The following is a 13,831-nucleotide window of genomic DNA, read 5'->3' on the forward strand; positions in this document are numbered from 1 at the left end:
GCGGAAAGGGCTGCGTCTGCTCATGCTGCGAGGGTAGGGAGGGCGGCATCCCGCCTCAAGCGGGATTGCCCTGACAGTGCCGGGAGGTGGCTTCCCCGTCTCAAGCGGAGTTCGTCTTGCCGAGCCCCCCAGCGAGCATCCGAGGGTGGATCTTAAGGTGGTTTCAAATTCGTCGGGGGAGATTAACCACCAGATTAATAAACATTTTCTCGGAGTTCTTGGAGCGGGTAGCGGGAATCGAACCCGCGCGTTCAGCTTGGGAAGCTGACAGGCTACCATTACATCATACCCGCCTGGGCACGGCCCTCGATCTAGCATCGCGCCCGGGGCGGTGCAAGAGGGCTCCGGGCGCCGAGGCCGCGTCACTTCAGGCTGGCGCAGAACCGCTGGATGCGCTGGCAGGCCTGCTCCAGCACCTCGTCCGAGGTGGCGTAGGAGACGCGGAAATTCGGGCTGGTGCCGAAGGCCGCGCCGAACACGGCCGCCACCCCTTCGGTTTCCAGAAGCTGGGTGCAGAACACCTCGTCGTTCTCGATCACCACGCCCGAGGGAGTGGTCTTGCCGATCAGCTTGCGGATCGAGGGGTAGACGTAGAACGCCCCCTCCGGGGTGGGGCACTCGACCCCCGCCGCCTGGTTCAGCATCGAGACAACGAGGTCGCGGCGGCGCTGGAAGGCGCGGCACGAGGTGGCGATGTAGTCCTGCGGGCCGTTCAGGGCCTCGACCGCCGCCCACTGGCTGATGGTGCAGGGGTTCGAGGTGGACTGCGACTGCACCTTGGCCATCGCCTTGATCAGATGCTCGGGGCCCCCGGCATAGCCGATGCGCCAGCCGGTCATGGCATAGGCCTTGGAGACGCCGTTCACGGTGAGCGTGCGCTCATAGAGACCGGGCTCGACCTGCACGGGGGTAACGAACTCGAAGCCCTCGTAGGCGATGTGCTCGTACATGTCGTCGGTCATCACCCAGACATGGGGGTGACGCATCAGCACGTCGGTCAGGGCCTTGAGCTCGCTGCGCGAATAGCCCGCGCCCGAGGGGTTCGACGGCGAGTTGAAGATGAGCCACTTGGTCTTCGGCGTGATCGCGGCCTCGAGCTGGCCGGCAGTGATCTTGAAGGCGCTGTCGATCGAGGTGGGAATCACCACCGGCACACCGCCGCCCAGCAGCACCATGTCGGGATAGCTGACCCAGTAGGGCGCGGGGATCAGCACCTCGTCGCCCGGGTTCAGCGTGGCGATCAGCGCGTTGTAGAGCACCTGCTTGCCGCCCGTGCCGACCGAGATCTGCGAGGGCTTGTAGTCGAGCCCGTTCTCGCGCGCGAACTTGGCGCAGATCGCCTTCTTCAGCTCGGGGATGCCATCGGGGGCGGTGTACTTGGTCTTGCCTGCGCGGATCGCGGCGATCGCCGCCTCCTTGATGTTGTCGGGGGTGTCGAAATCGGGCTCGCCGGCGCCGAGGCCGATGATGTCGCGGCCGGCGGCCTTCAGCTCGGCCGCGAGCGTCGTGACCGCGATCGTGGGCGAGGGTTTGACGCGGGCGAGGGCGTCGGCGAGGAAGGCCATGGCGCGGGTCTCCTGTTGGGGCAAGCGGTTCATCGCGCGTGATACGCGCCGCGCGCGCGCCGGGCAAGCGGCGGGGCGCCGCAAACGCGGCGGATTCGCGCGCCTGGCGCCCCTGGGTCGCAGGGCGGCGGCATGCGGAGCGCACGGCGCAAGGGGTGACATCGGCGGGGTCGGGGGCTAGAACCCTTGGCAAGACGCGTGGCGCGCCGGCCCCTGATAACGGCGCGCCTGCCGCCACGCCGCACGGCGGCGGCCAGCGTCCCGCGGTGCGAGCCGCACCGCATGGCGGCCCTTTTGCCGCACGTCGCGCCCTTCGCGCGCCCCCGGGCGCCATCCCCGGCGCGGCCATCGCTCACCGAGGCGCGACCCCGCGTCCGCAGACGGAGGAATTCGCATGGACGACTACACCGACAACTCGGCGACCTTCGGCGACCGCCTCGCGGTGGCGCGCGAGGCGCAGGGCATGACGCCCGCGCAGCTTGCCCGGCGCCTTGGCGTGCGGCAGGACACGCTCGAAGCCTGGGAGGCCGACCGCTCGGAGCCGCGGGCCAACCGGCTGCAGATGCTGGCGGGGCTGCTCAACGTCTCGCTCGTCTGGCTGATGACCGGCGAGGGGCCGGGCGGGCCGAACCTGTCGACCCCGCCAGCCGACCCCTCGACGGAAATCGGTGCCATCCTGTCCGAGATGCGGGACCTGAGGCTCGATCAGGTGCGGCTGGTCGAGCGCATCGCGCGGCTTGAGAAGCGGCTGAAGGCGCAGGCCGGAGCGGCCTGAAGCGCCGGGCACGCGTCCCGACCGGGCCCCCGGCAGGCGGGCGGGGCGATTGCGCGCGGCGCACGCGCGGGCGGGACCATTGCGCGCGGCACACGCGCGGGCTTAGGCTCGCGCATCGTCCGGGCAATGGGGGCAGGCTTGATCCGCATCGGCATCGATCTGGGCGGCACCAAGACCGAGGCCGTGGCGCTGGCGCCCGGCGGCGAGGTCGTGGCGCGCGAGCGCGTGCCGACCCGGCGCGAGGACTACCGCGCGATCGTCGCGGACATCGCGGCGCTGGTGGTCCGCGTCGAGGCTGCGGCAGGCGGCCGCGCGGCAGGCATCGGCATCGGCATACCGGGCTCGTTTTCCCCGGCCACGGGGCTCGTGCGCAACGCCAACACCACGGTGCTGATCGGCCAGCCCTTCGACCGCGACATCGGGGCGGCGCTGGGCCGGCCCGTGCGCATCGAGAACGACGCCAACTGCTTCGCGCTGGCCGAGGCGCGGGCAGGCGCGGGGCAGGGCTTCGGCGTGGTGCTGGGCCTGATCCTCGGCACCGGGGCGGGGGCCGGCATCGTCATGCGCGGCGAGGTGCATGTCGGCCCCAACCGCATCGCCGGCGAGTGGGGGCACACGCCACTGCCGCAGCCGCGCGACGACGAGCGGCCGGGGCCCTCGTGCTATTGCGGCCGGCATGGCTGCCTCGAGACCTGGATCTCGGGTACCGGGCTCGAACACGACTACCAGCGCGCGACGGGCGAGCGGCTGGCCGCGCCCGAGATCGGCGCGCGTGCCGCGGCAGGGGATGCGGGCGCGCAGGCCAGCCTTGGGCGGCATCTCGACCGGATGGGGCGGGCGCTCGCGATGGTGGTGAACATCCTCGACCCGGACTGCATCGTGCTGGGCGGGGGGCTCTCGCATCTCGACCACCTCTACCGCGACCTGCGGGGGGCGACGCGGCCACATGTGTTCTCGGACTGCTTCGAGACGCCGATTCTGCGGAACCGGCTGGGCGACAGCGCAGGCGTGATCGGCGCGGCCTGGCTGTGGCCCGAGGCCTGAGACCCCGCTATAAGCCCTGCATGAGCCCGGAGGAGCCGATGACTGAACCCCGCGACACCCGCCGCAAGCGCCTGAAGATCCGCAGCTGGCGGCGCGGCACGCGCGAGATGGACCTGATCCTGGGGCCCTTCGCGGACAGCGAGCTTGGGCGCCTCGACGACGCGGACCTCGCGGCCTATGAGGCACTGCTCGATGAGAGCGACCAGGACCTCTACGCCTGGGTGAGCGGGACAGCGGCAACCGCGGCGCCGCATGCGGGGCTGGTCCGGCGCATCGCGGCGTGGCACCAGATCGGCTGAGGCGGCGGCCCGGCGACGAAAACGAGAAGGGGACGGACATGAAGATCGGTTTCATCGGGCTCGGGAACATGGGCCTGCCGATGGCGAGGAACCTGCTGGAGAAGGGGCACGCCGTGACCGGCTTCGACATGGCCGAGGCGAGTCTCGCGGCGCTGGCCGAGGCGGGCGGCAAGATCGCCGCGTCTGCGGCCGAGGCGGTCGCCGGCGCCGAGGCAGTGGTGACCGCGCTGCCGGCCGCGCGTCATGTGCGGGCGGTCTACGAAGGCGAGGGCGGCATCCTCGCGGCGGCGCCGAAGGGCACGGTGTTCATCGACTGCTCGACCATCGACGTCGAATCGGCGCGCGCGGTGGCGAAGGCCGCCGAGGCCGCGGGGCAGATGATGGTGGACAGCCCGATGTCGGGCGGCGTGGGCGGCGCGACCGCGGGGACGCTGACCTTCATGGTGGGCGGCTCGGCTGCCGCCTTCGGCGCGGCCCGCCCGGTGCTCGAGGGGATGGGCAGGAACATCTTCCACGCTGGCGGGTCGGGCGCCGGCTCGGCCGCCAAGATCTGCAACAACATGATGCTGGCGATCCAGATGATCGCCGTGTCCGAAGGGTTCAACCTGGCGGCGCGACTGGGGCTCGACGCCCAGAAGCTCTACGACATCTCCTCGACCGCGACGGCGCGGTGCTGGTCGCTGAACGATTACTGCCCCGCGCCCGGGCCGGTGCCAGGCTCGCCCGCCAACCGCGACTACCAGCCGGGCTTTGCCGCCGCGCTGATGCTCAAGGACCTGCGCATTGCCATGGAGGCCGCGCAGGCCGCGGGCGCGCATGTGCCGCTGGGCGCGCATGCGACTCAGCTTTATGCGCTGATGGACCTGCAGGGGAAGGCGGGGCGCGACTTCTCGGGCATCATCGAGGTGCTGAGCGGAAAAAACTGAGGGAGCGCGCGCTCCCTTTAACTCCCTGTTTGCCATTCGCCGCGACACTGACCCGCGTCAGCAGCAGTCGGACGCGGGAGAAGTGCATGCGGGCCTCGATCGCCATAGCCCCCATCTACGAGGACGAGGCCGGGCCCGATGTCCTCGCCGGCTACCTCGAGACACTGTCGCTGGTCGAGCGGCTGCACCGGCTGATGCTGGAGGTGATCAAGGACGAGTTCGAGCGTCTGGGGCAGATCGACCTGAACGCGGTGCAGGCGCTCCTGCTCTTCAACATCGGCTCGAAGACCCTGACGGCGGGCGAACTGCGCAGCCGCGGCTACTACCAGGGCTCGAACGTCTCCTACAATCTCAAGAAGCTGGCCGAGGCGGGGTTCGTCGAGCATCGCCGCTGTGACATCGACCGCCGCACAGTCCGCATCCGCCTCACCGCGCGCGGGATGGAGGTGCATCGGATCGTCGCCGACCTGTTCCGCCGTCATGCAGACGACCTCGGCCTTGCCGAGCGGCTGCCGCCCGCCGACCTCGATCGCATGAACGCCGACCTGTGCCGGCTCGAGCGCTATTGGACCGAGGAGATCCGCTACGTCTACTGACGCCGATTGACGATCCGTCACCGCGCCCGGACCTCGCGCCGGGCATCGGCAGTGCGTTGGGGGAGGGCGCCGTGCGGCAGCGCCGGATTGCCTTCGGCCGGGGTCTTGCCTGCCGCCGCCTGTGGCACTGAAACGGAGCCGTCGGCGGGCGCCGACTCACGCCCCCGGCCGGGCGCGTGCCAGGCCGTCGGGGTCGGTCCCGGATCCGCTTGCGCTCGGTCGGTTTCGGTGCAATTCGGAAGCCCGTGGGTGGAATTTCGCGAATCTCGCTGGAACGATCCCGGATCTGCGCTGTTATCTGCAGGAAAAGGCGCGATGTGGGGCCGTTCCGATTGAAATGTTCCGACATTTTTGCCAATCTGGCAGCGAGGCGGAATGACCATCGGAACGATGGCGCGGCGAAGACCTGAGCAGGAGAAGCCCGAGTGGCACTTCGGGGCTTTGACGATTATAAGTTCACGCTCGGCGACGAGATGCGCGGCGAGAGGGCTTGCCTTGGCAAGACGCTCGCGGATGCCGAGCGCGACCTCTGCATCAAGGCGGAGATGCTGGCCGCGATCGAGAGCGCGGACATCGAGGCCTTTCCCAACAGATCGGTGGTGCCCGGATACGTCCGGTCCTACGCACGCTACCTGAGCCTCGATCCCGAGCGAAGCTACGAGCGCTTCTGCGAGGAGTCGGGCTTCCGCTCGCCGCTGGCGAGCTTCGGCATGGCGCCCGACCCCGCCGCGCGCGGGCAGCGCCCGGATGCCGGCGCGATGGCCGCGCTGGGGGCCGCGGCCTCGGGCTTCACGCAATCGCGCTTCGCCTATGCGCCGCGCACGCGCCGCATCGGGGCGCCGGTCTCGCTGGGCGGCGTGTTCTCGGCGGTGGCGCTGGTGGGGCTGGTCGGCGGGCTCGGCTATGGCGGCTATGCGCTGGTGCAGGACATCCAGCGGGTGGGCTTCGCGCCGCTGCCCGAAGCCCCGGCCGTGGTGGCCGATGCGCCGGTGATCGCGGCGCCCGACATCGCCCTTGCGGCGGGCGAGGCTGCCGCGCGGCCCGATGCCAGCGCCTATGACGATGGCGGCGCGCTTGCGCTGACCATGCCGGCCGAGCTTCCGGTCCCCGTTTCCGGGCGCCGCGACGGCCCGATTTCCGCCATCGACCCCGCGACCTCGGGTGTGTTTGCCACCTATCCCGGCCTGCAGCGCTCGCCGCGCGCCGAGGAGGCGGACGACGATCGTCCGCTCGCGGTGTTCGCTGCCGTCACGCCCGTCGGGCCCGGTGCGCATCCCGGCATGGGCGTGACCGCCATGGACGCGGCCGAGCCGGCCCTGTCCGAGGCGGTCGATGTCGCCACGGCCCCGGCCGATGACGGCGTGTCGCTGGTTATCTCGGACGAGGCATGGCTGCGTATCCGCGAGGCGGGCGGGGCGGTGCTGTTCGAAGGCGTGCTGCAGCCCGGCGCGCGCTACGAGGTGCCCTTGCGGGCGCAGGCGCCGGTGCTCCATGCCGGGAACGCGGGCGGCGTATTCGTCGCCGTCGGCGGCGTGCTGCGCGGTCCGATCGGCGGATCGGGCAAGGTGGTCAAGGACTTCTCGCTGGCACCGTCCGATCTGCGCGACAGCCTGCCGGTCGCGGCCGCGCTGCCGTCGGCGGCGTCCGCGGCAAGCGCGGACCTCCAGAGCGCGGTCGCCGTGGTCGAGCGCTGACGGCCGAGGCCCGGCGCCCCGGCCCGTGTGCGACAGGGCGCCCGGGGTATTGCGCGATGCGCCAGCCGAAACCTGAGACTTTCGCGGCGCCGCAGTTGCCGGGCACCCGTCTTGCGGCCGATCTCCCCTCGACTTGACGGCCTTCAGACCTTATCTCTGCGCACTGAACCCGAGCCCCCGAGGAGGCCGCGCGTGAGCACCAACCACATCCGCCCGTGGCGCAACATCTACCGGCGCCCGAGCCGCAAGATCCGGGTCGGCAGGGTCGAGGTCGGGGGCGACGCGCCGATCTCGGTGCAGACCATGACGAACACGCTCACCACCGACGTGAAGGCCACGATCGAGCAGGTGAACCGCTGCGCCGAGGCGGGGGCGGACATCGTGCGCATCTCGGTCCCCGACGAGGAGAGCTCGGCGGCGCTGAAGCAGATCATCCCGCATGTCGAGGTGCCGATCGTCGCGGACATCCACTTCCACTACAAGCGCGCGATCGAGTCGGCCGAGGCGGGTGCGGCCTGCCTGCGCATCAACCCCGGCAACATCGGCGACGAGAAGCGGGTGCGAGAGGTGATCAGGGCGGCGCGCGATCACGGCTGCTCGATCCGCATCGGGGTGAACGCCGGGAGCCTCGAGAAGGACCTGCTGGAGAAGTACGGCGAGCCCTGCCCGGAGGCGATGGTCGAATCCGGCCTCGACCACATCAAGATCCTGCAGGACAACGATTTCCACGAGTTCAAGATCTCGTGCAAGGCGTCGGACGTGTTCCTCGCCGCGGCCGCCTACCAAGCGCTGGCGGACGCGACGGATGCGCCCATCCATCTCGGCATCACCGAGGCCGGGGGCCTGATGTCGGGCACGATCAAGTCGGCGATCGGGCTGGGGAACCTCTTGTGGATGGGCATCGGCGACACGATCCGCGTGAGCCTCAGCGCCGACCCGGTCGAGGAGGTCAAGGTCGGCTACGAGATCCTCAAGTCGCTGGGTCTTCGGCATCGCGGCGTCAACATCATCTCGTGCCCGTCCTGCGCGCGGCAGGGCTTCGATGTCATCAGGACGGTGGCGACGCTCGAGCAGCGGCTCGCGCATATCAAGACGCCGATGTCGCTGTCGATCATCGGCTGCGTGGTGAACGGCCCCGGCGAGGCGCTGATGACCGATGTCGGCTTCACCGGCGGCGGCGCGGGGTCGGGCATGGTCTATCTCGCCGGCAAACAGGATCACAAGATGGACAACGACCGGATGGTCGACCACATCGTCGAGCTCGTCGAGAAGCGCGCCGCCCAGATCGAGGCCGAGCGCGAGGCCGCGGCACGGGCGGCCGAGTGAGATGTCGGGCCGCGCGGCCTCCATGCGTGCCGGCCCGGTGCCGGTCTCGCTCTGGCACCGCCTTTGGCGGATCACCGGGCGCGTGGCCGTGGCGCTGGCGGTGGTGGCGCTGACGCTCGGGGTCGGGCTGCGGCTGGTACCCTCGGACCCGGCCGAGTGGCACGCCGATCCGCTGGGCGCGGTGCGGAGCGGCGCGCCGAACGACTACCTGGTGCTGCCGCAGGGGATGAACGCCCCGGCCGACCGCACCATGGCGCCGGTGCAGGTGCCCGCGCTCGACCTGATGTCACGCTTCGACGCGATCGCGCTGGCCGCGCCGCGGGTCGAGCGGATCGCGGGCGGACCGCAGCTGCTGTTCGCGACCTACGTGCAGCGCTCGGCGGTGTTCGGCTTCCCCGACTACATCTCGGTCCGCGCGGTCGAGGGCGAGGACGGCGCGGCGCTGGCGATCTGGTCGCGCGCGCGCTTCGGATATTCCGATCTCGGCGTGAACCGCAAGCGTGTCGAGGACTGGCTCGCCCAGCTCGGCAGCGGCCGCTAGGGACGGGCCGCTCAGCTCGTCGGGCAGCTCTCGCCCTCGCGGTGGCGCCACGTCGTCACGTTCACCGACCAGTCGCACAGCGCCCAGATCTCGCGCCCGCCGATGTGCAGGCAGGCGTGCTGGCCGACCTCCACCCGCTTGCCCTGGCTGTCGGTACAGTAGCAGTCCGGGTAGCTGTAGCCTTCCTTCGGCGGCGCCGGGGTGTAGTTGGGATTGGCGGGAGGCATGTGCTGTGCCGCGGCGGGGGCGGCGGCAATCCCGACGAGAAAGGCCAAAGCGCATGTCATCCTCATGGCGCGAGGGTAATCGCATCGGCGGCTTTCGCAAAGCGGCGTCTTGACGGCGCCGGGCGGCCGGGGCAACTGAGGGCGATGATCCCTTCCGAGAGACTGACCGAGATCCTCGAGCGCTCCGCCTATCTCGAGGCCCGCCTTGCCACGGCCGGCGAGCCTGCCGAGATCGCCGCGCTGAGCCGCGACTACGCCGCGCTCGGCCCTGTCGTCGCGGCGATCCGCGATTGGCAGCGGGCGACGGGCGACCTCTCGGCGGCGCGCGCGATGCTGGCGGACCCGGAGCTGCGCGAGCTTGCCCGCGAGGAGGTGGCGCAGATCGAGGCCCGGCTGCCGGGGCTCGAACAGGCGCTGAGGCTCGCGCTGCTGCCTCGCGACGTGGCGGACGAGCGCGCGGCGATCCTCGAGATCCGGCCCGGCACCGGCGGCGACGAGGCGGCGCTGTTCGCCGCCGACCTGTTCCGCATGTATGCCCGCCATGCCGAGTCGCGTGGCTGGAGCGTCGAGGTGCTGGACGAGAGTCCCGGCGAGCTGGGCGGGCTCAAGGAGATCGTCGCCGCCATCCGCGGCCGCGGGGTGTTCGCGCGGCTCAAGTTCGAATCGGGCGTCCACCGGGTGCAGCGCGTGCCGGTCACGGAATCGGGCGGGCGCATCCATACGTCGGCCGCCACCGTCGCGGTGCTGCCGGAAGCCGAGGAGATCGACGTGGCGATCCGGCCCGAGGACATCCGCATCGACACGATGCGCGCCTCGGGGGCCGGCGGTCAGCACGTGAACACCACCGACTCGGCGGTGCGGCTCACGCATCTGCCGACGGGCATCGTGGTCACGGCCTCGGAGAAGTCGCAGCACCAGAACCGCGCACGGGCGATGGAGGTGCTGCGCGCGCGCCTCTTCGACCTCGAGCGCCGCCGCGCCGACGCCGAGCGCGCCGCCACCCGCAAGGGGCAGGTGGGCTCGGGCGACCGGTCCGAGCGCATTCGCACCTACAACTTCCCGCAGGGCAGGGTGACCGACCACCGCATCGGGCTGACGCTCTACAAGCTCGACCAGGTGATGGCGGGCGACCTCGACGAGATCACCGACGCGCTGATCGAGGCCGACCACGCGGCGCGGCTGGCCGAGGCGACTGCGTGAGCGGCACGACCAGGGCCGAGATGATCCGCCGCGCCGTGCCCCGGCTGGCCGCCGCGGGAGTGACCGAGGCCGAGCGCGACGCGCGGCTGATCTGCCGCTGGGCGGCGGGGCTGAGCGGGGCGGGGCTCGCGGCCCGGCTGCACGACCCTGCGTCCGCGGACGAGGTCGCGCGCTTCGAGGCCGCCATCGCCCGGCGCGCGGCGCGCGTGCCGGTCTCGCAAATCACCGGGACCCGCGCCTTCTGGGGCCGCGACTTCCGGGTGACCGCGGACGTGCTCGACCCGAGGCCCGAGACCGAGACGCTGATCGAGACGGCGCTGGCGGGCGGGCCGGCCGCGCGGGTGCTCGACCTCGGCACCGGGTCTGGCTGCATCATCGTCACGCTGCTGGCGGAATGGCCGGGCGCTGCGGGGGTCGGCGTGGACCTGAGCGCAGCGGCGCTTGAGGTCGCGCGCGCGAATGCCCATATGCATGGCGTCGAGGGGCGTCTGCGCCTCCTGCGCTCGGACTGGTTCGGGGCGGTGGAGGGCACTTTCGAGCTGATCGTGTCGAACCCGCCCTATATCGCCGAGGACGAGATGGCCGGCCTTGCGCCCGAAGTGGCGCTGCACGAGCCGCGCATTGCGCTGACGCCAGGCGGCGACGGGCTGGGCGCCTACCGCGCGATCGCGGCGGGCGCGACTGTGCATCTCGCCCCGGGCGGGCGGCTGATCGTCGAGACGGGCGTGGCTCAGGCCGAGCGGGTCGGGGCGATCTTCGAGGCCGCGGGATTCGACGATTACGCAATTGTGCGCGACCTGAACGGTCACGAGCGTGTCGTTCTGGTGCGCAACGGCAGAAAAATCGCAGAAAAGCGATGAATCGGGTTGAGCCCGAGAGAAAAAGGGATATACCGACAACGATCCGGTCAAGGCGCGGTCTTTGGACCTTCGCCAACGGGGTGGCCGGATACGCATCGAATCACGCGCCATAGCCCGTCGACCCTCTGCCATGTGCGGCCGATGCCGTATCACGGAATCGCGGATCGGGCTCCCCTCGTGTTCCGGCACGGTGGCCGCAGCAAGACCAGTGTGAGATGAGACAAGCGCAGAAATCAAACCGTGCAAGGGGTCGCGGCGGCCGCAAGGGCGGCGGTGGCGGCGGTGGAAACAACCTGAACCGCGTCTACGAGAGCGCCGGCCCCGAGGGCAAGGTGCGCGGGACCCCGCAGCAGATCGTCGAGAAGTATCTGGGGCTCGCGCGCGACGCCCAGACTTCGGGCGACCGGGTGACGGCGGAGAACTTCCTCCAGCATGCCGAGCACTACCAGCGCATCGTCCTGCAGGCGCTTGGCGCGCAGGAGGAGCGGCGCGAGAACGTCGCCTCGGACAGCGACGACGACGATGACGACGAGTACACCCAGCCCTCGCCCCACGCCCAGCGGATGTCCGAGCCGCGCCAGCATGGCGGCGGGCAGCATCACCACAACGGCCGCGATCATGGCGGCCATGCGGCGTCTCATCCGGCCCCGGCGTCCGAGCCGCAGCCGGTCAGCTCGCTGACCACCATCGATCTGTCGGACGAGGATGGCGCCGACCTTCTCGTCACGACCGAGAGCACGGCCCGGCTCGAGCCCGCGCCGCAGGCCCCGGCGGCGGCGCAACCCGAGGCCGCCGCTCCCGCCCAGCCCCGGCGTCCGCGCCGCCCGCGCAACCGCCGCCCGGCGGAAGGCGGCGAGGCGCAGCAGCCCGCGGGCGAGGCCGCGGCCCCGGCGCGCGGCGGCGGCGACGCCGACTGACACCCAGGCGCGCGCGGTTCCGGCCAGCGCGCGCGAGCCCCTGCGTGGCTTGCGAGCGCGGCCTTGGGACGCGGCCGCCCGGCGCCGGGTTGGCGTCCCGCCGCGGCTGCATCCCCTTCAGGGCGAGGTGTCCGGGATCAGAGCGAGAAGCTGGTGCCGCAGCCGCAGGTCGCGGTGGCATTGGGGTTCTCGACCGCGAAGCGCGCGCCGATCAGTTCGTCCCTGAAATCGACCACGGCGCCCGACAGGAAGGGCAGGCTTTCGGGGTCGACCAGCACGCGCTGGCCCTCGCCCTCGATCACCAGGTCGTCGGGGGCAGGTGTGTCCTCGAGCTTGAACTCGTACTGGAAGCCCGAGCAGCCTCCGCCCAGCACGGCCACCCGCAGGGTTGCAGGCGTGCCCTGTTCATCGGCGATCTCGGCGAGGCGCGAGAAGACGCGCGGCGTCACCTTCACGGGCAGGGTCAGGTCCATCCTTGGCGCTCCTGAACGGCGAAAGCGTGTTTGGGGCGCGGGGCTCGCGCCGGGCCATCCACTGAAGTATGTATCCAGCGCGCGCGGCGGAACAAGGGGGCAGGGCTGATGGACGAGGACAGGCTGGCGCCATTTGCCGCCCATCCCTCGCGTTCGCGCGGGCGGCTGCATCCTGAGGAGGAGAGCGCGCACCGCTCGCCCTTCCAGCGCGACCGCGACCGGATCATCCATTCGGCCGCCTTCCGCCGGCTCAAGCACAAGACGCAGGTCTTCGTCGAGCACGAGGGGGATTATTACCGCACGCGGCTCACCCACAGCCTCGAGGTGGCGCAGATTGCCCGCACCGTGGCGCGGCATTTCCGGCTGAACGAGGATCTGGCCGAGGCGGTGGCGCTGGCGCACGACCTCGGCCACACGCCGTTCGGGCATACCGGCGAGGACGCGCTTGACGCCTGCATGGCTGCGCATGGCGGCTTCGACCACAACGCGCAGGCGCTGAAGATCGTGACCAGCCTGGAAGGGCACTACGCCGAGTTCGAGGGGCTGAACCTGACCTGGGAGACGCTGGAGGGCATCGCCAAGCACAACGGGCCCCTGCTGCCCGCGGCCGGTGCATCGCGCGAGGGGCTGCCGGACGCGATCGCGGCCTATGCGGCGCGGCACGACCTGGAACTGCACACGCGCGCGGGAGCCGAGGCGCAGGTGGCCGCACTGTCGGACGACATCGCCTATGTGAACCACGACCTGCATGACGGGCTGCGCGCGGGCCTGTTCACCGAGGCCGAGGCCGAGGCGCTGCCGCTGGTCGGCCGCTGCTACTCCGAGGTGGACCGCCGCTATCCCTCTCTCGCGCCCCAGAAGCGCCGGCACGAGGCGCTGCGCCGGGTGTTCGGGCTGATGGTGGACGACCTGCTGGCCGAGACGCAGGCACGGCTCGCCGCGGCCGCGCCCGGGTCGATGGCCGATGTGCAGGCCCTGCCGATGCCGGTGGTCGCCTTCTCGACCGCGATGGCCGAGGACATCCGCGCGATCAAGGGCTTCCTGTTCCGCCGCATGTATCGCCACTGGCGCGTCAAGCGGATGCGGATCAAGGCGACAGGGGTGGTGACCGAGCTGTTCGGCATCTTCTGGGAGGCGCCGGACCTCATGCCCAACGAATGGGCCGATGCCGCGATTGCCGCCCCAGACGCCACGGGGCGGGCGCGGGTGGTGGCCGACTACATCGCCGGCATGACCGACCGCTTCGCGCTCGAGGAGCACCGGGTGCTCACCGATCCGCAGGCCCGCGCCTGAGCGCGCCGCGGCGTTGGACCGCGCCGCGCCGCTGTGCTATCGACCGCGCGACCCATGCCCGCGCAGCCGCGCCGCGGCTTCCCGAGACCGAAAGA

General features: G+C 71.1%; 15 protein-coding genes and 1 tRNA gene. 12 read left to right on the forward strand and 4 right to left on the reverse strand.

Translation table 11 applies throughout. From position 1 onward, the window contains the following. Positions 1-219 precede the first annotated feature (219 nt). Together M1105_RS16240 and M1105_RS16245 are read right to left on the reverse strand one after the other, a co-directional pair. Positions 220-293 (reverse strand) — tRNA-Gly (locus M1105_RS16240). Between the two features lie 69 nt (positions 294-362). Next, positions 363-1,565, reverse strand: coding sequence for a pyridoxal phosphate-dependent aminotransferase (locus M1105_RS16245; RefSeq protein WP_249581436.1), 1,203 nt, complete (start codon positions 1,563-1,565; stop codon positions 363-365). 394 nt (positions 1,566-1,959) lie between these two features. On the opposite strand from M1105_RS16245, the gene M1105_RS16250 reads away from it, so the two are divergent. The 8 genes from M1105_RS16250 to M1105_RS16285 all read left to right on the forward strand — a co-directional run bounded on the left by M1105_RS16250 (position 1,960) and on the right by M1105_RS16285 (position 8,766). Beyond that, positions 1,960-2,340: a helix-turn-helix domain-containing protein gene (locus M1105_RS16250; RefSeq protein WP_249581437.1), complete on the forward strand. Its 381-nt coding sequence runs from the start codon at positions 1,960-1,962 to the stop codon at positions 2,338-2,340. A 138-nt stretch (positions 2,341-2,478) separates the two neighbouring features. Further along, complete coding sequence (locus tag M1105_RS16255) at positions 2,479-3,384, forward strand: ROK family protein (protein WP_249581438.1); 906 nt, start codon at positions 2,479-2,481, stop codon at positions 3,382-3,384. Between the two features lie 38 nt (positions 3,385-3,422). Continuing rightward, entirely contained in the window at positions 3,423-3,683 is a 261-nt protein-coding gene (locus M1105_RS16260) for an FAD assembly factor SdhE (RefSeq protein ID WP_249581439.1), read from the forward strand. 38 nt (positions 3,684-3,721) lie between these two features. After that, the gene (gene mmsB / locus M1105_RS16265) at positions 3,722-4,609 is read left to right on the forward strand and encodes a 3-hydroxyisobutyrate dehydrogenase (protein ID WP_249581440.1); all 888 of its coding nucleotides are present in this window, start codon (positions 3,722-3,724) and stop codon (positions 4,607-4,609) included. Between the two features lie 86 nt (positions 4,610-4,695). Then, a complete protein-coding gene (locus tag M1105_RS16270) occupies positions 4,696-5,205 on the forward strand; it encodes a MarR family winged helix-turn-helix transcriptional regulator (RefSeq protein ID WP_249581441.1) in 510 nt (169 codons plus the stop codon). Positions 5,206-5,630: 425 nt separating this feature from the next. Continuing rightward, complete coding sequence (locus tag M1105_RS16275) at positions 5,631-6,899, forward strand: helix-turn-helix domain-containing protein (RefSeq protein WP_249581442.1); 1,269 nt, start codon at positions 5,631-5,633, stop codon at positions 6,897-6,899. 192 nt (positions 6,900-7,091) lie between these two features. Beyond that, complete coding sequence (gene ispG, locus M1105_RS16280) at positions 7,092-8,225, forward strand: flavodoxin-dependent (E)-4-hydroxy-3-methylbut-2-enyl-diphosphate synthase (RefSeq protein WP_249581443.1); 1,134 nt, start codon at positions 7,092-7,094, stop codon at positions 8,223-8,225. 22 nt (positions 8,226-8,247) lie between these two features. Beyond that, the gene (locus tag M1105_RS16285) at positions 8,248-8,766 is read left to right on the forward strand and encodes a DUF1499 domain-containing protein (RefSeq protein ID WP_249581444.1); all 519 of its coding nucleotides are present in this window, start codon (positions 8,248-8,250) and stop codon (positions 8,764-8,766) included. An 11-nt stretch (positions 8,767-8,777) separates the two neighbouring features. On the opposite strand, the gene M1105_RS16290 is transcribed toward M1105_RS16285, so the two are convergent. Next, the gene (locus tag M1105_RS16290) at positions 8,778-9,041 is read right to left on the reverse strand and encodes a hypothetical protein (protein ID WP_249581445.1); all 264 of its coding nucleotides are present in this window, start codon (positions 9,039-9,041) and stop codon (positions 8,778-8,780) included. 96 nt (positions 9,042-9,137) lie between these two features. Here M1105_RS16290 and prfA point away from each other — a divergent pair, with 96 nt between their 5' ends. The 3 genes from prfA to M1105_RS16305 all read left to right on the forward strand — a co-directional run bounded on the left by prfA (position 9,138) and on the right by M1105_RS16305 (position 11,970). Further along, a complete protein-coding gene (gene prfA, locus M1105_RS16295) occupies positions 9,138-10,193 on the forward strand; it encodes a peptide chain release factor 1 (RefSeq protein WP_249581446.1) in 1,056 nt (351 codons plus the stop codon). Between the two features lie 20 nt (positions 10,194-10,213). Next, entirely contained in the window at positions 10,214-11,053 is an 840-nt protein-coding gene (gene prmC / locus M1105_RS16300; RefSeq protein WP_249581601.1) for a peptide chain release factor N(5)-glutamine methyltransferase, read from the forward strand. Positions 11,054-11,268: 215 nt separating this feature from the next. Continuing rightward, positions 11,269-11,970, forward strand: coding sequence for a DUF4167 domain-containing protein (locus M1105_RS16305; protein ID WP_249581447.1), 702 nt, complete (start codon positions 11,269-11,271; stop codon positions 11,968-11,970). A 137-nt stretch (positions 11,971-12,107) separates the two neighbouring features. Here M1105_RS16305 and M1105_RS16310 read toward each other — a convergent pair whose 3' ends face one another. Beyond that, positions 12,108-12,437 carry a HesB/IscA family protein gene (locus M1105_RS16310; RefSeq protein WP_249581602.1) on the reverse strand — a complete coding sequence of 110 codons (330 nt, stop codon included), beginning with the start codon at positions 12,435-12,437 and terminating at the stop codon, positions 12,108-12,110. Positions 12,438-12,551: 114 nt separating this feature from the next. On the opposite strand from M1105_RS16310, the gene M1105_RS16315 reads away from it, so the two are divergent. Then, positions 12,552-13,736: a deoxyguanosinetriphosphate triphosphohydrolase gene (locus tag M1105_RS16315; RefSeq protein WP_249581448.1), complete on the forward strand. Its 1,185-nt coding sequence runs from the start codon at positions 12,552-12,554 to the stop codon at positions 13,734-13,736. The last annotated feature ends 95 nt before the right edge of the window (positions 13,737-13,831 follow it).

The sequence above is a fragment of the Thermohalobaculum sediminis genome (assembly GCF_023487995.1).
Taxonomy (GTDB): Bacteria; Pseudomonadota; Alphaproteobacteria; order Rhodobacterales; family Rhodobacteraceae; genus Thermohalobaculum; species Thermohalobaculum sediminis.